The organism is Bradyrhizobium sp. SZCCHNR1053 (genome assembly GCF_032381235.1).
In the GTDB taxonomy this organism is placed as follows: Bacteria; Pseudomonadota; Alphaproteobacteria; order Rhizobiales; family Xanthobacteraceae; genus Bradyrhizobium.
Window position 1 is genome coordinate 93,573 of sequence record NZ_JAUHJM010000001.1, and the last position, 23,921, is coordinate 117,493.

21 protein-coding genes and 1 pseudogene are annotated in these 23,921 nt (G+C 66.5%); 4 read left to right on the plus strand and 18 right to left on the minus strand.

Annotated elements, in window-relative coordinates; translation table 11 throughout:
* Nucleotides 1–19 precede the first annotated feature (19 nt).
* The 5 genes from QX051_RS00490 to QX051_RS00510 form a co-directional block, all read right to left on the minus strand.
* Nucleotides 20–1,186 (minus strand): amino acid aminotransferase, encoded by a 1,167-nt coding sequence (locus tag QX051_RS00490; protein ID WP_315774623.1) that lies wholly within the window; start codon nucleotides 1,184–1,186, stop codon nucleotides 20–22.
* Nucleotides 1,187–1,367: 181 nt separating this feature from the next.
* Nucleotides 1,368–1,688 carry a hypothetical protein gene (locus QX051_RS00495; RefSeq protein WP_315774624.1) on the minus strand — a complete coding sequence of 107 codons (321 nt, stop codon included), beginning with the start codon at nucleotides 1,686–1,688 and terminating at the stop codon, nucleotides 1,368–1,370.
* A 78-nt stretch (nucleotides 1,689–1,766) separates the two neighbouring features.
* Nucleotides 1,767–2,123 (minus strand): cupin domain-containing protein, encoded by a 357-nt coding sequence (locus QX051_RS00500; protein WP_315737764.1) that lies wholly within the window; start codon nucleotides 2,121–2,123, stop codon nucleotides 1,767–1,769.
* Between the two features lie 182 nt (nucleotides 2,124–2,305).
* A complete protein-coding gene (locus QX051_RS00505; protein ID WP_315774625.1) occupies nucleotides 2,306–3,268 on the minus strand; it encodes an alpha/beta hydrolase in 963 nt (320 codons plus the stop codon).
* 28 nt (nucleotides 3,269–3,296) lie between these two features.
* Nucleotides 3,297–4,070, minus strand: a complete 774-nt coding sequence (locus QX051_RS00510) for an SDR family oxidoreductase (RefSeq protein ID WP_315774626.1) — start codon at nucleotides 4,068–4,070, stop codon at nucleotides 3,297–3,299.
* Between the two features lie 213 nt (nucleotides 4,071–4,283).
* On the opposite strand from QX051_RS00510, the gene QX051_RS00515 reads away from it, so the two are divergent.
* A complete protein-coding gene (locus tag QX051_RS00515) occupies nucleotides 4,284–5,264 on the plus strand; it encodes a DUF2155 domain-containing protein (RefSeq protein WP_315737766.1) in 981 nt (326 codons plus the stop codon).
* A 6-nt stretch (nucleotides 5,265–5,270) separates the two neighbouring features.
* Here QX051_RS00515 and aat read toward each other — a convergent pair whose 3' ends face one another.
* From aat to tcuA, 10 genes are all read right to left on the minus strand, one after another.
* The gene (gene aat, locus QX051_RS00520) at nucleotides 5,271–5,951 is read right to left on the minus strand and encodes a leucyl/phenylalanyl-tRNA--protein transferase (RefSeq protein ID WP_315737767.1); all 681 of its coding nucleotides are present in this window, start codon (nucleotides 5,949–5,951) and stop codon (nucleotides 5,271–5,273) included.
* A gap of 59 nt (nucleotides 5,952–6,010) precedes the next feature.
* A complete protein-coding gene (locus tag QX051_RS00525) occupies nucleotides 6,011–7,099 on the minus strand; it encodes a sensor histidine kinase (protein ID WP_315774627.1) in 1,089 nt (362 codons plus the stop codon).
* Nucleotides 7,096–7,533, minus strand: coding sequence for a response regulator (locus QX051_RS00530; protein ID WP_315737769.1), 438 nt, complete (start codon nucleotides 7,531–7,533; stop codon nucleotides 7,096–7,098). Before QX051_RS00530 ends, QX051_RS00525 begins: the two co-directional genes overlap by 4 nt.
* On the minus strand, nucleotides 7,530–9,050 hold the full coding sequence (locus QX051_RS00535; protein WP_315774628.1) for a sensor histidine kinase: 1,521 nt from the start codon (nucleotides 9,048–9,050) through the stop codon (nucleotides 7,530–7,532). The genes QX051_RS00530 and QX051_RS00535 overlap by 4 nt, the downstream gene beginning before the upstream one ends.
* A gap of 114 nt (nucleotides 9,051–9,164) precedes the next feature.
* On the minus strand, nucleotides 9,165–10,514 hold the full coding sequence (gene accC / locus QX051_RS00540; RefSeq protein WP_315737771.1) for an acetyl-CoA carboxylase biotin carboxylase subunit: 1,350 nt from the start codon (nucleotides 10,512–10,514) through the stop codon (nucleotides 9,165–9,167).
* A gap of 90 nt (nucleotides 10,515–10,604) precedes the next feature.
* Nucleotides 10,605–11,090: an acetyl-CoA carboxylase biotin carboxyl carrier protein gene (accB, locus tag QX051_RS00545; RefSeq protein ID WP_315737772.1), complete on the minus strand. Its 486-nt coding sequence runs from the start codon at nucleotides 11,088–11,090 to the stop codon at nucleotides 10,605–10,607.
* A gap of 51 nt (nucleotides 11,091–11,141) precedes the next feature.
* Entirely contained in the window at nucleotides 11,142–11,621 is a 480-nt protein-coding gene (gene aroQ / locus QX051_RS00550; protein WP_315755619.1) for a type II 3-dehydroquinate dehydratase, read from the minus strand.
* A 277-nt stretch (nucleotides 11,622–11,898) separates the two neighbouring features.
* Nucleotides 11,899–12,573: a DUF1236 domain-containing protein gene (locus tag QX051_RS00555; RefSeq protein ID WP_315774629.1), complete on the minus strand. Its 675-nt coding sequence runs from the start codon at nucleotides 12,571–12,573 to the stop codon at nucleotides 11,899–11,901.
* Nucleotides 12,574–12,756: 183 nt separating this feature from the next.
* Complete coding sequence (tcuB, locus tag QX051_RS00560) at nucleotides 12,757–13,854, minus strand: tricarballylate utilization 4Fe-4S protein TcuB (protein ID WP_315774630.1); 1,098 nt, start codon at nucleotides 13,852–13,854, stop codon at nucleotides 12,757–12,759.
* Nucleotides 13,841–15,256, minus strand: coding sequence for an FAD-dependent tricarballylate dehydrogenase TcuA (gene tcuA, locus QX051_RS00565; RefSeq protein WP_315774632.1), 1,416 nt, complete (start codon nucleotides 15,254–15,256; stop codon nucleotides 13,841–13,843). The genes tcuB and tcuA overlap by 14 nt, the downstream gene beginning before the upstream one ends.
* Nucleotides 15,257–15,460: 204 nt before the next feature.
* On the opposite strand from tcuA, the gene QX051_RS00570 reads away from it, so the two are divergent.
* Nucleotides 15,461–16,132, plus strand: coding sequence for a GntR family transcriptional regulator (locus tag QX051_RS00570; RefSeq protein WP_315774634.1), 672 nt, complete (start codon nucleotides 15,461–15,463; stop codon nucleotides 16,130–16,132).
* Nucleotides 16,133–16,254: 122 nt separating this feature from the next.
* On the opposite strand, the gene QX051_RS00575 is transcribed toward QX051_RS00570, so the two are convergent.
* Together QX051_RS00575 and QX051_RS00580 are read right to left on the minus strand one after the other, a co-directional pair.
* Nucleotides 16,255–17,019 carry a DsbA family protein gene (locus QX051_RS00575; RefSeq protein ID WP_315772229.1) on the minus strand — a complete coding sequence of 255 codons (765 nt, stop codon included), beginning with the start codon at nucleotides 17,017–17,019 and terminating at the stop codon, nucleotides 16,255–16,257.
* A 128-nt stretch (nucleotides 17,020–17,147) separates the two neighbouring features.
* Nucleotides 17,148–18,542, minus strand: coding sequence for a M48 family metalloprotease (locus tag QX051_RS00580; RefSeq protein ID WP_315772228.1), 1,395 nt, complete (start codon nucleotides 18,540–18,542; stop codon nucleotides 17,148–17,150).
* Nucleotides 18,543–18,694: 152 nt separating this feature from the next.
* Between QX051_RS00580 and QX051_RS00585 the strand changes: the two genes are divergently transcribed.
* Both QX051_RS00585 and QX051_RS00590 read left to right on the plus strand, forming a co-directional pair.
* Nucleotides 18,695–19,894 carry a pyridoxal phosphate-dependent aminotransferase gene (locus QX051_RS00585; RefSeq protein ID WP_315774636.1) on the plus strand — a complete coding sequence of 400 codons (1,200 nt, stop codon included), beginning with the start codon at nucleotides 18,695–18,697 and terminating at the stop codon, nucleotides 19,892–19,894.
* A gap of 12 nt (nucleotides 19,895–19,906) precedes the next feature.
* Nucleotides 19,907–20,095 (plus strand): annotated as a pseudogene (locus QX051_RS00590) (cation:dicarboxylate symporter family transporter); the annotation flags it as partial.
* A 72-nt stretch (nucleotides 20,096–20,167) separates the two neighbouring features.
* Here the strand turns inward: QX051_RS00590 and QX051_RS00595 are convergent.
* Nucleotides 20,168–23,398, minus strand: a complete 3,231-nt coding sequence (locus QX051_RS00595; protein WP_409998051.1) for an Rne/Rng family ribonuclease — start codon at nucleotides 23,396–23,398, stop codon at nucleotides 20,168–20,170.
* Nucleotides 23,399–23,921: the final 523 nt, after the last annotated feature.

Below are 23,921 nucleotides of genomic sequence, written 5' to 3' on the forward strand. Positions count from 1 at the left end.
ATTCCTCGCCCGCGCTCGCTCAAAGCGACTTGAACAGGCCGGCGACGCGCGTCACGTCTGATAGCTTCAGGCCGGCGACATTGATGCGGCCCGAGGTCGGCATGTAGACGCCGCTCTTCTCACGCAGGGTCAGCACCTCCGCCGGGGTAAGTGGCAGCAGCGAGAACATGCCTTCCTGGACGCCAATGGCGACCGTGTTGGACCAGCGGCCACCGAGCGCCTCGGCAAAGGCACGGCGCAGCGTCGCAAGGCGCAGGCGCATCGATTCCAACTCTTCGCTCCAGTCGCGCCGCAGATCGGGGCTGCCGAGAATGGTCTTCACGATCGCCGAACCGTGGTCCGGCGGCATCGAGTAGCTGGTGCGCGCGATCGCGACGAGATTGGAGCGCGCGGTGTCGGCTGCCGCCTGCGATGCCGCGACGGCGTAAAGAGCACCAGTGCGCTCACGATAGAGTCCGAACGACTTCGAGCAGGACACTGCGACGAGCGCCTCGGGGACGGCCGCGATCAGCATCCGCAGACCGGCCGCATCGCCGTCGAGGCCGGCGCCGAAGCCCTGATAGGCGGAATCGATCAGCGGCACGAGGCCGCGCGCTGTGATCATGGCGGTGATCCGCGTCCAGTCGTCGGCGCTGAGGGGAGCGCCGCTCGGGTTATGGCAGCAGGCATGGATCAGGACGGCATCGCCCGGCTGAGCGCGCCGCAGCGCGTCGAGCATGCCGTCGAGCTGCAGGGTCTGCGATGGCACGTCGAAGTATGGATAGGTCTCGACCTCGAGTCCCGCCGCGGCGAAGATGCCGGCGTGATTGGGCCAGCTCGGCAGGCCGAGCCAGATCTTGCCGGTGCCGGCCTGCCGGATCAGATCGGCGGCGAGGCGGAGCGCGCCCGAGCCGCCCGGAGTCTGCACGCCTGCGGCATGGACCGATGGCGCGGGGCCGCCGACGAGCGACCACAACAGGTCGAGGAAGCGCTGGTCGCCTTCCGGCGCCACATAGCTCTTGCTGTCCTGGCTCTCCCAGATGATGCGCTCCGCAGCTTTCACAGCGCGGAAGATCGGCGAATGGCCGGCCTCGTCGCGATAGACGCCGACGCCGAGATCGACCTTGTCCGGCCTCGGATCGGCTTTGAAGATGCCGATCAGAGCGAGCAGGGGATCATCGGGCTGGCGGGTCAAGCGGTCGAACATCGGGGCGATCCTATCGGAGGAGGGGCCCGCCAGACGGCCACAAGCCGTCCTTGCGGGCGACAGGACACTATCTCGGTTGCAGCGCAAAAACAGCGGACATTTCGGCGATGCTCCGCTTCGTCCGCTGCATGGGCGGCCGTTGCGCCCTCAGAACTGGCGGTGGCCCGCCTGAGCGACAACGTCAGCGACTGCCTTCTGAGCCAGAACGGGGCTCGGGGGCCGACTGTGGGGGCTCGTTGCGGATCTTGCGCGCGCCCCTGGCGGCGAGCTGTGAGCGAACCCTGCCATCGACTTTGCGCCCGGTCGCACGTTGCCATTTCCGAAGCTCGGCCGCGGTCAGGATCACTTTCACGATCCGCTCGTCCGGGCGACTGCCGATCGTGTCGATGACCTCCTGAGCGCTGGCCAGCCATTCTTCGTAGGTGTCGTGCAGATCTGGGCAGATCCTCTCCCACTCTTCGGGCTTGAACCAAGCCAGCGCAATCTCCAGAGTTGGCTCCATGTTTATCCTGCTCACCTGTCCGCTCTGAATGATATCTCAAGCTCGCGGAGTCCCGAAGCTCTGACGCCTTCCGGCGAGTCAGATGCGCGGCTTGGGCGCGGGCACCCGGTCGGAGTCGCCGGAGTTCGGTTCGCCCTTGGGTTCGATCAGGAGCACCTTGACCTCTTTGGCCGCGCGCGGCCGGTGGACGACCCCTTTGGGGACGACGAACAACTCGCCGGCCTTCACCGTCCGCGAAGGCTGCCCCTGAATGTCCATCTCCATCTCGCCTTCCAGGACCAGGAAGAAGTCATCCGTCGTGTCATGCTTGTGGAACGGGAATTCTCCCATGAACTTCACGACCATCACGTCATTGTCGTTGTAGTCCGCGATCACGTGCGGGTCCCAATGGCCTGAGAATTGGCTCAGCTTGTCGGCGAGGTTCACGGTCTTCATGCGGGAGTCTCCTGCTGCGAGGAATGAGATGTGAGCTGTCCAGTCGTCCCGCCCGGCTTGCACGGGATGTAGCTGCTGCTCGAGCGCGAGCAAGCCGATCTCACACGAGACGACTTCGGCCGCATGTGAGCACGATCCGCGAACTCGCGGGTCGTTGCGTTCTGAGCTCAGCGCGGTAACGCTCAGATGCCGCCGGGCCGGTCGAGCTGCTTCAGCCAGGCGCCGATGTCGCGCGCCGCGACATTGGCCTGGTCCAACAGCTTGCCCATCGTGAAGAAGCCGTGGAACTGGCCGGGATGCGTTCGGTAGGTCACCGCCACGCCGGCCTCGCGCAGGCGCCGCGCGTAGTCGTCGCCTTCGTCGCGCAGCGGATCGGCGCCGGCGGTGAGCACATAAGCGGGCGGTAGCCCCACCAGGCTTTCCGCCTTCGCCGGCGAGGCCCGCCAATCGTGAATGTCGGCGACGCTGTTGAGATAATGGTCGCGAAACCAGCGGATGACCGAATGCGTCAGCAGCACGCTGGTCTCGGGCTCGCTGTGGGAGGGATGGCTCATCGTGAAGTCGGTGGCCGGATAGATCAGCACCTGGCCTGAGAGCTTCGGGCCGTTGCCGTCACGCGCCGAGAGTGCGACGACGGCGGCGAGATTGCCGCCAGCGGAATCGCCGCCGACGCTGAGCCTGGCGGCATCGATGCCGAGCGCGGCGGCATTGTCGGCGATCCATCGTATGGCCGCGACGGCGTCGTCGACCGCCGCCGGAAACTTGTGCTCGGGCGCGAGGCGGTAGTCGACCGAGATCACGATCAGTTCGCCTTCGTGCGCCAGCGCGCGGCATACCACGTCATGCGAATCCAGATTGCCGATCACCCAGCCGCCGCCGTGATAGAACACCAATCCCGGCGCAAGACCGTTGGTCTGCCGCACCGCCCTTGGCCGATAGAGCCGTGCCGGGATTGCGCCATGCGGGGCAGGGATGGCGAGGTCCTTGACGTCCGCAAGCTCGGGCGGCTCGGGATTGCTCACGACGCGCGCGGCCAGATAGTAGTCCCGCGCCTCCTGCGGTGTCAGCGTCTCATAGGCCGGCCGACCGCCCTCCTGGAACGCCTTGTAGACGGCGGCGGCATCGGCATCGAGCTGAACGGGCATTGCAATCGACCTGTGCGTTGAGGGGACGTCAAGCGGCGGTGCGGCCACCATCGACGGTGTAGGCGGCGCCGGAGACGTAGCTGGCATCGTCGGAGGCGAGGAAGGCGACGATCGAGGCCACCTCTGCGCCCTGGCCGAGTCGGCGTGCGGGGACGCGATCGACCACCTTGTCGGCCGGAACCGGGGCGCCGCTGCGTCCTTCGATGATCGCGCTCAGCATGCGGCTCTCGATCAGCCCGGGGCAGATGCAGTTCACACGCACATTGGTCCCGGTGCACTCCCAGGACGCGCTCTTGGTCAAGCCGATGACCGCGTGCTTGCTGGCGCTGTAGACGGCGATCTGCGGCGAGCCGATCAGGCCGGCGATCGAGGCGGTGTTGATGATCGAGCCGCGGTTCTGCTTCAGCATCACCGGAAGCACGTGCTTGAGGCCGAGGAAGACGCCGACGACGTTGACGTCGAGCACGCGACGGAACGCCTCCAGCGGATAGGCGGTGATCGGCTTGATCTCGCCTTCGATGCCGGCGTTGTTGAAGAACACGTCGATGGTGCCGAACCGATCGCACGCTTGTCGCACATAAGCCGCGACCTGGTCCTCGTCGGTGACGTCGGCGGCCACGGCGAGCGCCTCGGCGCTTGCGGGCAGGGCGGCCGTCGCGGCGGCGAGATCGGCCTCGCGCCGGTCCACCGCGACGATGCGGGCACCGCGTGCGGCCAGCAGCCGCATGGTCGCGGCGCCGATGACGCCGGCCGCACCGGTAACGACGGCCACTCGGCCGTCGAGACGGATCGAATCAGACATCGGTTTCCTTCCCTTTGACGCCGGTTCCGATCGGGCTCTTGATCACGACTATCTCATTGGATGAACCGGCTGACCAGCACGCGGAGCGCTGGCAGCTCGCCCTTCCCCCGCCGTATTCGACATGTTAACGGGAGGGCTGATCGAGAGCGGCGGATGGGTCATGACGCGATTTGATTGTCCCGAACCCCGATTCGCCTGATAAAGCCGCGCGAGATGCACCGAACAATCGTCCTGACCGGTATCGCGGCATTGCTGGCCGCCACATCCCTCACGCTGTCCGTGCCGGCGCGCGCGCAGATCGGTACCATTTTCTCCGATCCCGTTCCGCGCCCGCCGGGCAACATTCCGCGCCGTGGCGAGCCGATTCCGCCTCCCGAGGAAGAGGAGGAGGTCCCGGAGCTGCCGCAGGGCCGGGTGCTGCCGGCGCCGACCCGTCCGCCGCCAGGGCAGGGCGCCGCCCTGCCGGGCCCGGTCCAATCCCAGCCGCTGGCGCCGCCGCCGGGAACGACGATCCTGCCACAGAACAATCCCCCCGTCGCGGCCGTGCCGCCGCCCGGCCAGGCTGCGCCCGGTCAGCGGCAGGCACCGGCTCGCGGCGCCCCCCAGAATGCGGCGATCCCGCCGAACGGCGCGGTGCCGCAGACGCCGGCCACCATCCAGCCGGGCGACGAGGTCGTGACCGAGCCGCCGGCGCAGAAGATCGTGAACAAGAAGGCGAGCTTCTCCGGGCTCGACAAGATCACCGGCCGCATCATCAATTTCGACGAGGACATCGGCGAGACCGTGCAGTTCGGCGCGCTCCGGGTGAAGACCGACGCCTGCTACACGAGGCCGGCCACCGAGGCCGCCAACACCGACGCGTTCGTGCAGGTCGACGAGATCACCTTGCAGGGCGAGGTGAAGCGCATCTTCTCGGGCTGGATGTTCGCGGCCAGCCCCGGCCTGCACGGCGTCGAGCACCCGATCTACGACATCTGGCTGGTCGACTGCAAAGAGCCGCAGACCACGGTGGTCAGCGCAGCCCCCGATCAGAAGCCCACGCCCACGGCGCAGCCGGCACAGAAGCGGCCGCCGCAGCAGAGGCAGGCGGCTCCCAGGCCGCCATCGCCGCCGCAGCAATATCAGACCCAGCAGGTGCCGCCACCGCCGCCGCCGCCCCAGGCGGGCGGACCGTTCGGCGGAGTGTTCAGATAACCGGGCTCAGCCGCGCGCGGCGATGATCGCCAACGCTTCGGTACCCGGCATCGGCCGATCGACCGCCAGCCTGGCGAAATTGGCGGCCGGTCCCCTCAGGGCCTTTTCGAGCAGCACGGTGTAGCGCCGGCGCGGGATCTCGACGGCGCCGAAGGTCTTGAGGTGCTCGGTGACGTATTGGGTGTCGAGCAACTCGAAGCCGCCGGCGATCAGCCGCGCGACGAGATGCACCAGCGCGACCTTCGAGGCGTCGCGGGTGCGATGAAACATGCTCTCGCCGAAGAAGGCGCGGCCCAGGCTGACGCCGTAGAGGCCGCCCACCAGCTCGCCATCCTGCCAGCATTCGACGCTGTGGCAATGGCCGAGCGCGTGGAGGCCACTGTAGAGCTCGCGGATACGCTTGTTGATCCAGGTGTCCTCGCGACCGGGCTGCGGTTCGGCACAGCCATCCATCACCGCCTTGAAGGCCTGGTTCACGGTCACGGTGAAGGTGTCCGATCGGACCGTGCGCGCAAGGCGCGAGGCGACGCGAAAGCCGTCGAGCGGAATGACGCCGCGCAGCTCCGGCTCGACCCAGAACAAGGTCGGGTCGTCGGCGCTTTCGGCCATCGGGAAGATGCCGCAGGCATAGGCACGCAGCAGCACCTCGGGCGTGATCTCGGACGCTGCAGAGTCGCGCGTATTCATGGGATCAGCATAGCAGGCCGACGTCGGGTGCGCGATGGTCGCGTGCCGGCTGCGTCGGCTCAGCCGACCCCAGCAGCCGCGGGCTTGGGAGCATGTTTTTCGAGGCGGAAGCGGACCACGATCTTGGTGCCGGCATGGCTCGGATCGGGGCCGACGGTGGCATCGAGCTTGGTCGCCATGGCGCTGACGATGCGCTGGCCCATTCCGGTCGAACGCGGATCGCTGGTTGCGTTGAGGCCGACGCCGTCGTCGGCAATCGACAGCACGATGTCCTCGCCTGCAAGCTTCAGCTCGACATGGATCGGGCCCGGCCCATCGGGGTAGGCGTATTTGACCGCGTTCATGACCAGCTCGTTGACGACGATGCCGATCGCGACCGCGCGATCCGGGTCGATCTCGACCGGCTCCGCCTTCAGGGTCAGCCGCGACATCCGGTTGCCCTCGGCCGAGCGGCGCAGGTCGTCGAGCAGCGAATCCAGATACTGGTTGAGCAGCACGCTCTTGAGATCCTGAGACGTGTAGAGCCGGCGGTGCACCTGCGCCACGGCGGCGACGCGGCCCATCGCATTGGTGAGCGCGGCCTTGACGTCGTCCTGGGTGCTGGAGTTGGCCTGAAGATGCAGCAGCGAGGCGATGATCTGCAGCGAATTGCCGACGCGATGATTGACCTCGCGCAGCAGGACCTCGCGCTCCGCCGCCAACGCCGCGTAGCGGTCGCGTGACGCCCGCACTTCGGCCTCCGCCTCGTCGCGGGCCTTCTGCAGCCGTGCCTGCCGCACCGCGCCTTCGGCTGCGACCTGCAGCAGCGGGATGAACTCGCCCTGCACGTCCTTGACGAGGTAGTCGGCTGCGCCCGCCTTCAGGGCTGTGACCGCGATCTTGGAATCCTGCGAGGCGGTGACGAACACCACCGGCGGCGGTTCGGGCAGCGCCATGATGCGCTCCAGCGTCTCGAGCCCGTCGAAGCCGGGCATGTACTGGTCGAGCGCAACGACGTCGATCCCGCCGCGCTCCAGCCTCTGCAAGCCCGCGCTGCCGTCGGCGGCGTGTTCCACCGTGAAGCCCAATCGCTTGAGCCCGCGCTCGACCAGCCGCGCCAGCGCCGCGTCGTCGTCGATGTAGAGCAGCGTGGGGGCGGCGGAGCTCATGCGGCGGGCGGAACCTGGATGACGGAGAAGAACAGACCAAGCTGGCGAATGGCGTTGGCGAAGCTTTCGTAGTTGACCGGCTTGGTGATGTAGACGTTGCAGCCGAGCTCGTAGCAGCGCTTGATCTCCTGCGAGTCGTCGGTCGTGGTCAGGATGACCACGGGCGCGCTCTTCAGGAAGCTGTTCTGCTTGACCATCTTGAGGATGTCGATGCCGGTCATGTCCGGCAGGTTCAGGTCCAGCAGGATCAGCAATGCTTGCCCCTTGTGATCGAGGCCGGTGCCGTCAGCACCCAGCAGATACTTCACGGCATCTGTACCGTTGGTGAACGGCTTGATCTCGTTGTTGACTCCCGAGCGGCGGATGTTGCGCTCGATCAGGCGGGCGTGGCCTTCGTCGTCCTCGATCATGATGATCGTCACGGGCATGGTCATCGGTCTGAGTTCCGGGTTGAGGCGTTCCAGTTGATCGGGAGCGTGATGGTGAACGTGCTGCCCTGGTCGAGCTCCGACGCGACCGACATGGTTCCGCCGAGCCGGCGCACCAGCGCGCGCACATGGGCCAATCCGATCCCCTGACCCGGACGGTCCTGGGTCCCGGCGCGGCGGAACAGATCAAAGATACGTTGGTGATCCCTGGGATCAATCCCCCGGCCATTGTCCGTGATCTCGAAGATGGCGAAACCGAGCTTGGTGCGGGCGCGAATGGCGATGTCACCGGCAACGCCGGGCTTCAGATATTTGATCGCGTTGTCGATCAGGTTGGAAAAGATCTGCTCCAGCGCAAGGCGGTCGCTGACGATGGCGGGCAGCGGCTCCACGCGGATGGTGGTGTTGGTTTCCGCAGCCTGATGCGCGAGCGTCGAGACGATGCCCTCGATCAGCTCGCGGGTGTCGATGCGCACCGGCACGAACTCGCGGCGGCCTTCGCGGGTCAAATTGAGGATGGCGGTGATGAGCCGGTCCATTTTTGCGATCGAGGACTTGATGAAGCCCAGCGCCTCGGTGAAATCCTCCGAGAGCTGCTTGTCGGCGCCTTCGAGCTCCGGCTCGGTGCCTTCGGCGGGCGGCGGCGCGTCCGACACCGCGCGCGCGAGCGCCGCGATGCGCCGGAAGATGTCGCTGCGCAGCTCGTCGAGCTCGCTGGTGAAGCCCATGATGTTGACGAGCGGCGAGCGCAGATCGTGGCTCACGATGTAGGCGAAGCGCTGGATCTCCTCATTGGCCTCGCGCAGGTCGGCGGTGCGCTCGTCGACGGTGGCTTCGAGGTTGAGGTTGCTCTCGCGCAGCTTGGCCTCGGCCTCGTCGCGGGCGCTGGTCGAGCGGCGCACAAGGAGCAGCGAGATGACGGCGAGCAGGACGACCAGCGCCGAACCGGCGACAGTGACGATGGTCGCGAGCTGCTGGCTCTCGTCGGCATTGGTGGTTCGCACCGCCAGCAGGCGTTCCTCCTCGGTGCGCATCGCCTCGGCGGTGGTACGCATGGTCGTGCTGCTGTCGATCGATGCGGCATCGCGCACCAGGGCCACCGCACTGGGAAGATCGCCGGACGCGACGAGAGCCTTCTCCCGGTCGAATTGCGCCAGTCGGGTCTCGATGATGCTGCGCAATCTGGCGAGCTTCGTCACCTGAGCCTGGTTGTCGGCGAGGAGCGTCGCAAGCTTGTCGAGCACGGGCCGGATCGCGGCAACGGCGGCTTCGTGATCTCTGAGAAAATCCGGGCTCTGGGTCAGCAGGTAGGCGCGGGCGCCGCTCTCGGCGCGGCGGACCTCGAGCAGCAGCGCATTGATCTGGTTCTCCGCCTCGATGGTGTGCACCACCCAGGCGCTGTCTCTGCGGGCCTTGTTGACCAGCAGCACCGAGGCCGTGCTGACGACGACCAGCACCAGGAATCCCGCCGACAACAGCAGGATTTGTCCTAGCGTGCGCCTCTGTCTGATCTCAGGCGCCACCGCTCACTCGCATGCCGATTGAAATACCTGCCCCCTCAGCGGAACCGCCGACAGAGCAGAACGTCGTGCAGACCGAAGAGTTCCCGCCGGGCCGCGGGATTCTTCAGGTGCTGCTCAGTCCGCGTTCTGGCCGGCGAGATACTGCTCGAGCCAGTGGATGTGGTAGTCGCCATCGATGATGGCGGGCTCGCGCACCAACGCCCGGAACAGCGGCAGGGTGGTCTCGATGCCGTCGACGACCATCTCGTCCAGCGCCCGCCGCAGCCGCATCAGGCACTCGACCCGGGTCTTGCCGTGGACGATCAGCTTGCCGACCAGCGAGTCGTAATAGGGCGGGATCACGTAGCCCTGATAGACCGCCGAATCGATGCGGACGCCGAGGCCGCCCGGCGGATGGTACTGCAGGATCTTGCCCGGCGATGGCCGGAAGGTGACGGGATTTTCCGCATTGACGCGGCACTCGATGGAGTGGCCGTTGATGACAACCTGGTCCTGGGTCATCGGCAGGTCGCCGCCGGCCGCGATGCGGATCTGCTCCAGCACGAGGTCGATGCCGGTGATCATCTCGGTGACGGGATGCTCGACCTGGATGCGGGTGTTCATCTCGATGAAGTAGAACTCGCCGTCCTCATAGAGGAATTCGACGGTGCCGACGCCGATATATTTCAGCTCCTGCATCGCCTTGGCGACTGTCTCGCCGATCTTGGCGCGGCTGGCCGGGTCGAGCACCGGCGAGGGGCCTTCCTCCCAGACCTTCTGGTGGCGCCGCTGCAGCGAGCAGTCGCGCTCGCCGAGATGGATCGCGCCGCCGCGGCCATCGCCGAGCACCTGGATCTCGATGTGGCGGGGCTTCTGCAGATACTTCTCGAGATAGACCGAAGCGTCGCCGAACGCGGATTTGGCCTCGTTGGCCGCGGTGGTCAGCGCCAGTTGCAGGTCCGCCTCGGTGTGGGCGACCTTCATGCCGCGGCCGCCGCCGCCGGCGGCCGCCTTGACCAGCACCGGAAAGCCGATCTCCTTGGCGATCGCCATCGCGTCCTGGTCGGGCGTCACCGCACCGTCGGAGCCGGGAACGACCGGAATGCCCAGCCGCTTGGCGGTCTTCTTGGCCTCGATCTTGTCGCCCATCAGGCGGATGTGTTCCGCCTTGGGTCCGATGAAGTGCAGGTTGTGGTCGGCGAGGATCTCGGCGAAGCGCGCGTTCTCCGAGAGGAAGCCGTAGCCGGGATGCACGGCGTCGGCGCCGGTGATCTCACAGGCGGCGAGCAGCGCGGGGATGTTGAGATAGCTGTCCTTCGACGGCGGCGGGCCGATGCACACGCTTTCGTCGGCGAGGCGGACATGCATGGCATCGGCGTCGGCGGTGGAATGCACCGCGACGGTGGAGATGCCGAGCTCCTTGCAGGCCCTGAGGATGCGAAGGGCGATTTCGCCGCGATTGGCGATGAGGATCTTGTCGAACATGGTGCCTCGGGCGCGAGTGGCGAGTAGCGAATAGGGAGTAGCGAATAGGGAACGGACGGCTATTCGCTATTCGCCATTCGCTACTCGCAATTATTCAATGATCACCAGCGGCTCGCCGAACTCAACGGGCTGGCCGTCCTCGACCAGGATCTGCGTCACCGTCCCGGCGCGCGGTGACGGAATCTGGTTCATCGTCTTCATCGCCTCGATGATCATCAGGGTCTGACCGACCGACACCTTGGAGCCGACCTCGACGAACGGCTTGGCGCCGGGCTCGGGCGCCCAATAGGCGGTGCCGACCATGGGCGAGGGCACCACGCCGGGATGTTTGGACAAGTCCGCGCCGGCGGCCGCCGCCGTCGCAGCTGCGACCAGGGGAACGCCAGCGGCGACCGCTCCGATGGACGAATGGACGGCCGCCGCAACGGTCACGTTGCGGGCAACGCGGATGCGAAGGCCGGCACGCTCCAGCTCGATCTCGGTCAGGCTGGTCTCATCCAGCAGCGCTGCGAGCTCGCGAATGAGCTGGCTGTCTTCGGATTTCGCGATGGTCTTGTCGTCGGGCTGGGGCGCCATGATCTGATCCGGAACGTTGGGTGGCGTGAGGACTGTGACGTCAGGCTTGCGCTAGATGTCGGTCTGCGTATCGGCTTTGGCGCCGATCTTGGCGGCGAGGCCAGTGATCGCGAGCCGGTAGCCGTCGATGCCGAAGCCGCAGATCGAGGCAAACGCCGCCTTCGCGGTGAAAGAATGGTGCCGAAAGCTCTCGCGAGCGTGGATGTTGCTGATGTGCACTTCAACGGTGGGGATCTTCACCCCCATCAGCGCGTCATGCAGGGCAATGGAGGTATGAGAGTAGGCGCCGGCATTGAGGATGATTCCGACCACACCGCGGCTGCGGGCCTCATGGATGGAGTCGACCAGCACGCCCTCATGGTTGGACTGCCGGCACTCCGCCACCAGGCCGAAGCGGGCAGCCGTCTCGACGCAGAGCCGTTCCACGTCGGCGAGGGTGGCGTGGCCATAGGTCTCCGGCTCGCGGGTGCCCAACAGGTTGAGGTTGGGTCCGTTGAGGACATAGATCGTGTTGTGAGCGGCGTCGGCCATTCCCATCCCGGCGGTGTGGCGGCAGTGGGCGGCGTTATAGGTAACAAAGCCGCCAAGGGGAAGCCTTTCGGCAGCCAGGCCGGCCGTTCGAGGCTTGGTCCGTCACACGAAAAAACCGTCTTAAGTGTGCGAAATCGCTGATTAACCAGGTTTGTCCACCGGGCTGCACGGGTTGCGTGTGATCGCCCTTGCGTGCTCTTTGCGCAATAGATTGGCGCAATAGAATGGGGCGGGCATTGCTGCCCGCCCCATGTCCTCATCGCCTGCCTGGTCGGGATCAGGCGTCGAGAACTGCGACGATCTCGTGGGTGCGAGGATCGATTACGATGATCTGCTCACGAACCAGGATGAAGTCATATCCGCGCCATTCCGGATAGATCGTCACGACTTCGGCCGGGAGCCGGTGGAAGTGAACGTCGCGCGGCACCCGGGTCCCGACCGAGATGTTGAAGTTCACGTTGGTCACCGGCTCGACGCGCTGGCTGCGGATCACGCTGGTGATCTTGGTGCGCTGCTCGGTCGTGAGCTTGGCGCCGGCGCCGGCCAGTCCGGTGGTGGTCTGCGACCGGTCGCTGCCGGTCTTGGTTTCGGCGTTCGTGCTGGTGCCGCTCTTGCTGTCGCGGCTCTCGGCCTTCATGCTCTTGGAGCCCGCCTTGTCGCTCTCGGAGGTCGCGCCCTTGGCAGTCGGACCCTTCATGCCTTCCTCGGCGCGCTGGCCCTTGGTCGCACCAGACTTCTGATCCGACTGGCTGGAGCGCATGTCGGACGCGCCGCCGGCCGCAGGCGAGGCGCTGTCGCGATGCATCGTGCCGCCGGGCGCGTTCATGCCGCCGGCTGCGCCGCCGGACTGTCCAACTGCGCCGCCCGCACCGCCGGCGCTCTGCGCATGAGCAAAACCTGCACCCGCCAGGAGCGCGATTGCAGCAACTGATACCATCAAGCGATTGGTCATCCTCTATCCTCCTCGTATTGGCACTGCCCGCGCCGACAACGGCAGGAGGTAGGAGTCGTTCCGTGCGTCTCCGATCGTTCCGGAAAAATGTCGCAGATCGCAACTTTATGAACGGATGCTCAGGGTCATGAATGCTGCATGACGACGGCGATCAGTTGCGCGTTGACGGCGACCTCGCGCGAGCTACGCGCCGTGACGTTCGCGCGCGTAGCGGAGGAGCGCCAAGAATCGATAGAGGCCGTGCACGAACTTGCCATAGGGCATCGTGATGAAGATCGCGAACACCGCACCGAGATGGACCGCGAGCAGCACGCCCATCGTGCTGGTCTCGCGAAGCACGAGGAGAGCGAGTCCGGTCGCGCCGGTGAGGACGAGCATCGCCAAGAACGCGACATCCATGCCGCGGCTGCCGCCGTCCATCATCGCCGGCTCACGCCTGCGCTTGGCGGCGTAGAGTCCGAGCGGACCGACCACGATGCCGAATCCGCCGAGCGTGCCGAGCACGACGGGCAGATCCCACAACGGATAGGGCGCCTCGCGGTGCAGAAGATAGTGATAGAGCGTCGCGACGCTGGTCGATGCGAAGCAGAGCACGAAGCCCCAGAACGTCAGATGGTGATAGAACCGCCGGGTGTCGCGCGGCCGCTCATCCTCGTTGTAGCAGCCGACGCCGCCGCCATCGAGATAGCGCAGGCTGCCTGCGTCGCGAACGGCGCGCAGCAGTGGACGTGAGCGCGTCAGGGTCGAGCTCGGCTCGCCGATGTCATTCCAGAAGGCCCGAGCGCCCATGATGATGGCGATGATGGCCCACAGGAAGGCGGCGCCGAACAACAGCGCCATCGTGTTGTGAGGCATGAGCGCGTAGAACGATCCCGGGCCGTGCCGGCTTGCAAACAGCGCGGCGGGATCGTTGAAGGCCACGAAGCCGAGGACGAACGCGGCCATGCTGATGACCGCGATGAGCGATATGGCAAGGCCGTTGCGCCTGAACAGCGGCGCCAGCGCGGGCGGCCAGGCATAGTCGGCGTAGCTCTCGTGCCGCACCCGGGCCAGAACGGACGGGACGCGAACGTCGAATTCGTGCGGCGGCGAGAATTGGCAGTCGACGTAGCAGGCGCCGCAGGCATGGCAGAGATTGGCGAGATAGTTGAGGTCGCCGCCGGTGAAGGCGCGGCGCATCTCCATCGCCGGAAACACGGCGCAGAGGCCCTCGCAATAGCGGCAGGAATTGCAGATCGTCATCAGCCGATCCGCCTCGGTCAACGCCTCACTGCGCTGCATGTGTCGCTGCTCCCCGGCCCGCGATGCGGCCGAACACGCTGCCGATCGTCATGCCGATGCCCGCAGCATAGCCGCGGCCGAGCACGTTGCCGGCCATGATCTCGCCGGCGGCGTACATGTTGTCGGCTGGCCCGCCGGCCTTCATCATCATCCTTGCCGCTTGATCGACGCGCACGCCGAGGTAGGTGAAGGTGATGCCGGGCCGGACCGGATAGGCGTAGAAGGGCGCTGAATCGAGACGGCGCGCCCAATGCGATTTGGGCGGCGCCAAGTTCTCGGTGCGACAATCGTCCAGGATGTCGGGATTGAAGCTGCCGTCGCGCACCGATGCGTTGAATTGCGCGACGGTGGTGGTCAGCTTGTCGGGATCGAGGTCGAGCTTGCCGGCGAGCTCGGTGATGCTGGCCGCCTCGATCGCGGGGTAGAGCGATGGCATGAACAGGTTCGCCGATTTCGCGTCGAAGATGATGTAGGCAATCTGGTTCGGCTGGGTCGCGACCAGGCGGCCCCAGATGGCGTAACGCTTCGGCCAGACATCCTCGCCTTCGTCGTAGAATCGCTCAGCGTTGTTGTTGACGACGATGCCGAACACGACGCAGTCGAGCCGCGTGATGATGCCGCCGTCATATTTGGGCGCCCGCGCATCGATCGCCACCGCATGGCATTGGGTCGGGTCGCCGATACTGTCGACGCCGGCGCCGAGCAGCATGTCCAGCACCGCGCCGCGATTGTTAGGCGTGCCGCGGATCAGGAAGTTACGGGCGATCTCACCCCAGCCCTCGACCAGCTTGTCGATGTTGGATTCGAAGCCGCCCGCGGCCGCCACCAGCGCCTTGCCGCCGATGCGCATCCTGCCGTTGCCGTGCTGCACGATCGCCGCGCGGAAGCGGCCGTCGTCCATCTGCAGCCCCACCACCTCGGCCTCGTAGCGCACGTCGACGCCGAGGCGCTCGGCGGTCAGATACAGAGCATTGAGCATGGCCCGGCCGCCGCCGAGGAAGAACGAGTTGGTCCGCCCTAAGCTCAGCGTTCCGCCGAGCGAGGGCTGGAAGCGCACGCCTTGTTCGACGATCCAGTCGAGCATGTCCTTGGATTCGCGGATCATCAGGCGCGCCAGTTGCTCGTTGGTCTGGCCTTCGGTGACGCGCAGGAGATCGTCCCAGAACTCGTCCTCGGTGTAGGGGCCGCTCAACGTTGCGGTCGCCGCGTCATGGGCGCAGCGCATGTTGCGGGTGTGGCGCGTATTGCCGCCGCGATAGAACTTCGAGGCGGCCTCCAGCACGATGACCGAGGCCCCGGCGCGCCGTGCTGCAATGGCGGCGCAGAGGGCCGCGTTGCCGCCACCGACCACGACGACGTCGTAGGTCACGGGATGGTCGGCGATATCGCTTAGATCAATCATCGCACGCCCTGGCGGACGCAAGGCGGCAAACCCTGGATCGTCTTGCGTCCGCACAGCCGCGCCATCGGTACGACAGCCGTCGGCCTAGCGACAATGGACAGTGCTGAAGTACCGGCTGCGGAGGCATTGTATTAGTATACTATTGTATACGATGATATGCAAGAGATGCTGTTGTTCGGAACAAGGTTGTGAGACAGTGACCCCATGTCCTCGGAAGCGCCATCGCTCACCATCGATCGTGACAACGTCTCTCTCGGCGAGGCGGTATTTCGTGCGCTGTGCCATGCGCTGGAGAACGGCCTCTATCGCTCCGGCGATCGACTGCGTGAGGATGAGGTCGCCCAGAAGCTGAACGTCAGCCGCACGCCGGTCCGTGAGGCCTTCGGCAAGCTGGTGGCCAAGGGGTGGGTGCAGCCGGCTGGTGGCCGCGGCCTGATCGTGCGAAGTCTCGACGAGAATGAAATCCTCGAGCTGTACGCGATGCGGGAGATTCTCGAAGGCGCTGCGGCCCGGCTCGCGGCACAGTATGCCGTGCCGGCCGAGATCGCGGCGCTGCGCGACATTCATGCGCGCTTCGTCAGCGGGGAGGGCGACGCCGTCGAGCTCGCGCGGCTGAATCGGCTGATGCACGGTGCGATCCAGCGCGCCGCGCGCAACCGCTATCTCGATGCCGCCCTCGAGGACATGCATGTGGCGACAGCGCTGCTGGGAACCACAACGTTTGCGGCCGAAGGACGTCCGGCAACGGCCGCGGCCGAGCATGGTGAGCTGATCGAGGCGATCGCGATCCGCGATCCCGATCGGGCCGAGGCGATTGCACGCGGCCACATCCGCGAGGCACTTCGAACCCGGCTCGGCATGAAGCTGACGGGATAGGCGAGGGCGGCAGCGCCACCGGTCTCTTGCTTCTTCACCGGCTCACGGCAAAAGCAGAAGGCCGGCTGATACAGCCGGCCTTCGATTGATCTCGTGATGGCGAGACGCTTTGACAGATATGCTCAGCAGCTCGCCTTGCCGCAGCGGGCCGTGCTGATCTTCTCGCGCAGGCCCTCGACGCCGACGGCGCCGATCACGACCTGCTTGCCGATCACGTAGCTCGGCGTGCCGTTCATACCCATCTCCTCGGCGAGCTTGAAGTTCTCCTCGATCGTCGCCTTGGCCTCGGGGCTTGCCATGTCCTTCTCGACGCGGGCCATGTCGAGGCCGAGTTCCTTGGCCACCGCGAGCGCGTGGGCCTTGTCGGCCTGGCCGCGGCCGCCGAGCAGCTTCTGGTGGAAGTCGAGATATTTCTGCGGGGCCTGCATCCGAACGGCAACCGCGACCTGCGCGGCCTCGACGGAGCCCTGGCTCAGCACGGGAAATTCCTTGAGCACGACCTTCAGCTTCGGGTCGCTCTTCATCAGGTCCATCATGTCGGCCATCGCGCGCTTGCAGTAGCCGCAATTGTAATCGAAGAACTCGACGAAGGTGACGTCGCCATCCTTGTTGCCGAGCACGACACCGCGCGGCGAGTTGAAGATGGTCTCGGCGTTCTTGCTGATGCTGGCCTCGTGCTTGGCCGCCTCGGCCGCCGTCTGGCGCTTCTGCAGCTCGGCCATCGCCTCTTCGAGCACCTCGGGATGCGCGATCAGGTAGTTTCGGACGATCGTCTCGATCTCGCCACGCTGGCTGTCGGAGAAGCTCTCCGCCGACGCGAGCTGAGGCACGCCGCAGAGCGAGAGCGCGAGCAACATCGCGGGAATGAGCGTGCGGACTGACGGCATGAAGGAGGTCCTCTGGGTCAAATGATCGGGTCCTTGTCGATGGTCGTGATCGGTATCTTGATATTCTGGATCGGATGATAGCAGTAATTCAAAACTTCAACGGGCGCCAACCCCCGCTGTCCGGCACATTACTGGCCGGAAAGCGGCTTTGCCGTGACGATGTCGTCGGCCTTGACCCAGCCCGGCGACCCCACCGCGAAGCGGGTTTTCGCACGCGAGGCAAGCTCGCGCGCCGTCTTGTTGTCGCCACGCAGGAAGGCGGCCTGCGCCGAGGCGAGATCCGCCTCCGCATAGTCGCCCTTGCGGCCATAAGCCATCGCGAGCTGGGAATAGCCGAGCGGTGCCTCGGATTCGCGCGCGACTGCCGCGCGCAGGATCGAGATCGCCTCGTCAGTGTAGGCTTTGTTCTCGGATGCCACCAAGGCCTGACCAAGTAACATCTCGATGAGCGGGGCGTTATTGGACAGGTGCACCGCCTTGCGCAGCGGGGCGATCGCCTCAGTGGGACGGCCGCCCTCCAGCAGGGCCTGGCCCCGGACCTCGTAGAAATAGGCGTTGTTGGGTTGCACCTGGATCAGGGCATCGATCTGGCTCAGGGCGCTGCGCAGGTCGCCATGCAGGTAGGTGGAGATTGCCCTGGCGTAGCGGGCGGGCAGGCTGGTGTCCGACAAGGGATATCGCCGTGCCACCGTGTCCGGCCGTTCCATGAAGGCCGAGATCTTGGCCCGGACCATGTCGTGGCGGAGCTGCAGCGCGGGGTCGTCCTTCTTGTCCCAATAGGGGCTCTGGCGCGCGAGGCCCTCGAGCGCCTCGACGCGATCGGCCGGCATCGGATGTGATTGCAGATAGGGGTCGGCGCCACGTGCGGCGAACAGGCTCTCATTGGTGAAGCGCTTGAACGTCTCGTACATGCCCTTCGGCGATTGCGCTGCCGCAGTGAGGAATTTCACCCCCGCACGGTCGGCGTTCTCCTCCTGCTGGCGCTGATACGACAACAGCGAGCGGCGGATGACCTCGCCCGGCGCGGACAGCGTCGCGGCGCCGGCATTGGCGAGGCCGCTGCCGCCGCCGCGGGCGCCGACGGCGAGGGCGCCGGCGCCGAGAATGGTGGCGATGATCATCTGGGTCTGGGCGGTGGCGAGCTGCTGGCGCAGCTTGGCGAGATGGCCGCCGGCGAGATGGCCGGTCTCGTGCGCGAGAACGCCGATCAGCTGGTTCGGATTTTCCGACTGCAGGATGGCGCCGTAATTGACGAAGATGCGGCGGCCGTCGGCAACGAACGCGTTGAAGGACGCATCGTTGATGATGACCATCTGGATGTTCTGCTTTTCGAGTCCGGCGACGCGTAGGATCGGCCGCGTATATTCACGCAGCAGCACCTCGGTCTCGGTGTCGCGCAGGATCGGCGGTCCCTTGCCTTGCTGCGCCGATGCAGGCGCGAGCGGCGCCAGCGTCACGGCCGCAGCGACGACCGCGGCAAGCCCGCCGGACAGTTTCTTGCGAAGCACGATACGGAGCGACATCAGGCGATCTTTGCAATTGGCGCGAGGCTCGAGACGGGCTATTGCCCACCAAACGGCGGAATGCGGCTCATCTGCGGCGAATGAGGCCCATGGGCTGACCTCGACCGGTTCACGGAGCGGGTCCGAACAGCCGGGGTCAATAGCAGATATCGATGGTGGATGCGACAGTGATACCGACATTGGAACAGCGGATCGCCAACCTGACGGCGCCGTCCGCGCGCAGCAATGTTCCGCCGTTCATGGTGATGGACGTGATGGCTGCGGCCGAGCGGATCGAGGCGGGCGGCGGACATGTCATCCACATGGAGGTCGGCCAACCTGCGGCGCCTGCGCCGCGAGCGGCCATCGCGGCCGCGCACGCTGCGCTCGATCAGGCGCGCATCGATTACACCTCGGCGCTCGGCCTGCTGTCGCTGCGACAGCGAATCGCGCGGCACTATCGCGAGACGCACGCTTGCGAGATCGATCCGGCGCGGATCGTGATCACGACGGGATCCTCGGCCGGATTCATCCTCGCGTTCCTGGCGATGTTCGAGCCCGGCGATCGCGTGGCCGTGACCGTGCCTGGCTATCCGCCCTATCGCCACATCCTGACGGCGCTGGGCTGCGAGCCGGTGCTGATCGAGACCACGGCGGAGAACCGCCACGCCCTGACCGGCGAGGCGCTGCTTGCCGTTCACTGCAAGACGCCGCTCAAGGGCGTGCTGGTGGCAAGTCCCGCCAATCCGACCGGCACCATGATGTCGCGTGAGGCGCTGGGCGGCGTCATCGCAGCCGCGCGCGATGCGGGCATCCGCTTCATCTCCGACGAAATCTATCACGGTCTGGACTACGCGTTTCCGGCGGTGACGGCGGCGGAGCTGTCGAGCGAGGCCCTGATCATCAACTCGTTCTCGAAGTACTTCTGCATGACCGGCTGGCGCATCGGCTGGATGGTGGTGCCGGATGCGCTGGCGCGGCCGATCGAACGTCTGCAGCAGAACCTCGCGATTTCGGTTCCGACCCTGTCGCAGATCGCTGCGGAAGCGGCGTTCGACGGCCGGACCGAAATGGAGGCGATCAAGCACGGTTATCAGGAGAACCGCCGCATCCTGATCGAGGGTTTCCCGAAGGCCGGCCTGACCCGCTTTCTGCCGGCCGACGGCGCGTTCTACCTCTATGCCGACGTGTCCGACTTCACCTCCGACAGCTTCGACTTCGCCAAGCGGATGCTGGAGGAGACCCATGTTGCGGCCACGCCCGGCGTCGACTTCGATCCGATCCACGGCCGCAGCTTCGTGCGCTTTTCCTATGCGCGTTCGGCCGAGGACATGCGCGAGGCCGTCTCCCGGATCGCCCGCTGGCTCGCGTAGGGCGGGCAGGACGTCGGCGCCCTGGCGCGCGGCGACATCCTGCAGGTGCTGCCGTTCGCGATCCCGTTCGGCTTCGCGCTGATGGCGCGCGGCGAGCGCGGTCAGCGGCCGCGGGACGTGATCGACGGTACAGCGCATGCGGTGTTCGGCGTCATCGCCATCGTCATGAAGTCGGCGCCGGTCGGCGCATTCGGTGCCATGGAAGAACGTCATATGAAAACGCCCGGCCATCTGGCCGGGCGCTTTGCATTGAAGCGTCGGAAAGCGGGGGGCTTACTGCCCGCCACCGAAACGGCGGGACCACCAGCCGGCCCGGCGCGGGGCCGCAGGGGACGAGGAATCGGTGGCCGCCGGCTCGGTGGCAACCGGCTCGGACGCAGCGACGTCGACAGCCGGAGCGGGCGCGCTGCTCTCGGCGACGTTGACGGCCGAAACCGCGCTCTCGGGCCTGGGCTCGGTGAGGAAGCTGACCTTCTCGCGAACCGTCGAACGGCGCGGGGTCTTCTCGGATTCCGTCTTCGGAGCCTCGGTCTGCTGCACTTCGGGTTGTCGAGGAGCAGCCTGGGGCACGGGCACGGAGGCGTCAGCGATGGGCTCATCGGCCTCGGCTGCGGCCGCCGCATGGACCGGCGCCGCGGGTTCGGCCGGCTCTTCCTCGTCGTGGCGGGAAGCGCCATTGCCGTCGAAATCGGCCACGGCGGCTTCTGCCTCCGATGCCGAAGCCGGCGCTAGCTCGTCGCCGATTGACGCGGCGAGACCTTCTTCCGCGCCACCGCGCCGACGGCGACCGCCGCGGCGTCCACGCCGGCGCGGACGCCGCTCGCCGCCAGGCTGATCCGTCTGCTCGCCTTGGGCGAACGCAGGCTGTTCCTCCGACTCGTCGTCTTCGCCGTCGGAGTCCTCGGCTGACTGCTCGGCGGCAAGGCCCGGCTCTGCGGGCTGCAGTCCGGCCGTTCCTTCAGGCAGCGTGCCCTCGCGGGTCTCGCCGCCGCGGCCGCGCCGGCGCCGTCGCCGCTTGCGGCGCGCGCCGTCCCGCTCGCCGTCGGCAGCGCTGCCGTCGGCCGCATCCTCGGACAGGCCTTCGGTCTCCTCGGTCTCGACCTCGGATTCCGTCTCGATGTCGAACGTCTCCTCGTCGTCGAAGACTTCCTCGGCCACCAGCGGCGGCGCGGAGGCCTGCGCCGCGAGCAGCGCCTTGGCGGCCTCCAGCGTATGCACCTGCTCGCCGCGATCGATGATGAAGGATTGCTGGCCGCTCACAGTCGGATCGGCGATGACCGCGAGCGACACCTTGAAGCTGTTCTCGAGGTCGCGCAAATGGCCGCGCTTGTGGTTGAGCACGTAGAGCGCCACCTCGGTGCGGGTGCGGACCACGAGGTTGTGGGTCGCGCCCTTCATCAGCGTCTCTTCGAGGCTGCGCAAGAGCTGCAGCGCCACCGAGGATACCGAGCGCACGTGGCCCGTGCCGCCGCAATGCGCGCACGGCTCGGTCGAGCTTTCCAGCACGCTGGCGCGGATGCGCTGGCGCGACATCTCCAGCAGACCGAAATGCGAGATGCGGCCGACCTGGATGCGCGCGCGATCCTGCCGCAGGCAGTCGGACAGCTTGCGCTCGACGGAGCGGTTGTTGCGCTTCTCGTCCATGTCGATGAAGTCGATGACGATCAGCCCGGCGAGGTCGCGCAGCCGGAGCTGGCGCGCCACTTCCTCGGCGGCCTCCATATTGGTCTTGAGCGCGGTGTCCTCGATGTGATGCTCGCGCGTAGCGCGGCCGGAGTTCACGTCGATCGAGACCAGCGCCTCGGTCTGGTTGAGCACGATATAGCCGCCCGAACGCAGCTGGACGGTCGGCGAGAACATCGCGTCGAGCTGGCTTTCGACGCCCATGCGCGAGAACAGCGGCTGGCCGTCGCGATACTGCTTCACCGCCCGGACGTTGGTCGGCATCAGCATCTTCATGAAGTCGTGCGCCTCGCGGTAGCCGGCTTCGCCGGCCACCAGGATCTCGTCGATCTCCTTGTTATAGAGGTCGCGCAGCGAGCGCTTGATCAGCGAGCCTTCCTCGTAGACCAGGGTCGGGGCCTGCGACTTCAGGGTCATGTCGCGGACCGTTTCCCACAGCCGCAGCAGATATTCGAAGTCGCGCTTGATCTCGGGCTTGGTGCGGTTGGCGCCGGCGGTGCGCAGGATGACGCCCATGCCCTCGGGCACGTCGAGGTCCTGCACCACTTCCTTCAGCCGCGAGCGGTCCTGCGCCGAGGTGATCTTGCGGCTGATGCCGCCACCGCGCGCCGTGTTCGGCATCAGCACGGCGTAGCGGCCGGCCAGCGACAGATAGGTCGTCAGCGCCGCGCCCTTGTTGCCACGCTCCTCCTTCACGACCTGCACCAGCATCACCTGGCGGCGCTTGATGACCTCCTGGATCTTGTACTGGCGGCGCGGGCGGAAGGTGCGCTCAGGCACTTCTTCCAGCACGTCATCGCCGCCGACGGATTCAACGAGCTCTTCCTCGATCTCCTCGCCGTCGTCCTCGTCGTCCTCGTGGTCGCCGGACCCCGATTCAGCGCTGTTGTCGTCGCCCGGCACGATCGTGACGCCGTTGCCGTCATGCTCGGCTACGGGCGCGCCGTCATCGTGGTGATCATGTTCGTCGTGATCGTGATGGTCATGGTCGTCATGGTCATGTTCGTCATGACCATGCTCGTCATGATCATGGCTTGCATGGTCATGTTCTTCGTCGTGCTCTTCCGCGGCGACAGCGGGGCTGGCCGCCTCGGCAGAGGTCGCGTCGCCGTTCTGCGCGACCGCGGTGTCCGCGGCTTCGCCGGCGGGCTGTTCGGCAGCCGCCACACGGTCCTGCGCGGCGACGGCATCATGCGGCTCGTCGGCCTGGTCGCGCGATTCGTCGGCTGCACCGTGGTGAGCTTCGCCCGGCGCGTCCTGACCCTGGGCCTTGACCGGGCCCTCGGAGAAGCCCTGCGCCTCGCTGGGATCGGTCGCGTCGGCGTGCGGCCGATCGTCGTCCTGCGCATAGGCGTGGTGCTCATGCGCCTCGTGGTCGGCCTCATGCCCTTGGGGCTGGGCAGGGAGGCCTGCCTCGGCGGCCTCGACGATCTCGCTCTGAACCCGTTCGCCGCTGCCGCGGCGTCGCGAACTGCGGTGCCGGTTGCGGCGGCGATTGGAGCGGTTCTCGCTTTCCTCTTCGGCTTCGCGGTGCGCGCGCTCCTCGGCCTCGATCAGAGCCTGCCGGTCGGCGACCGGGATCTGATAATAGTCCGGATGGATTTCGCTGAAGGCCAGGAAGCCGTGGCGGTTGCCGCCATACTCGACGAAGGCGGCCTGCAGCGAGGGCTCAACGCGGGTAACCTTGGCCAGGTAGATGTTGCCGCGGAGCTGCTTGCGTTGGGCCGTTTCGAAATCAAATTCCTCGACGCGGTTGCCGCGGACGACAACGACCCGGGTCTCTTCCGGGTGGGTAGCATCGATCAACATCTTGTTGGGCATATTGGAACTCTTGGAGGCGACGGGCGCGATTGGCCGCGAGCGCGTGGCGCGCTGTCGGATGACGCGACGGTCCACCTGATTCGGGGGTGAGGGGAAGGCCTAAACGCAGCTGGTCGCGCCGCGCCAACCCTGATGCCGGCGGGGCGATTGGCCGGGCAGGGGTCTGGCCCCGCATCGGCGCGGATCGTCCGCTGGTCATGGTTGGCAACTCAGTCTGGCGCATCAAGCGTCGGCCCGTCTGGAATACGTGGGCGGCAGCGGGTGCCGCCTTGCTCTGTTGCCGAAGGCCAGATTGCGCCGAAACGCTTGCCTGGATCGAATACCCACCCTGTCACGGGTGCGGTATCAGGCTATACCGTGTCTGACCTGGTGCCCGGGCGGTCTCTGCGAGGAGGCGCCTGACAGGCGCCACTCGGCTCGTGACCGGCTCTCCGTTGCGGCCGCGCGGGATCGCGCAGGCTTTGGTGGAGCGTCGGAAAGGCGCTGGAATCTCCGCCACGATCGAGGACCCGATACCGAGCAC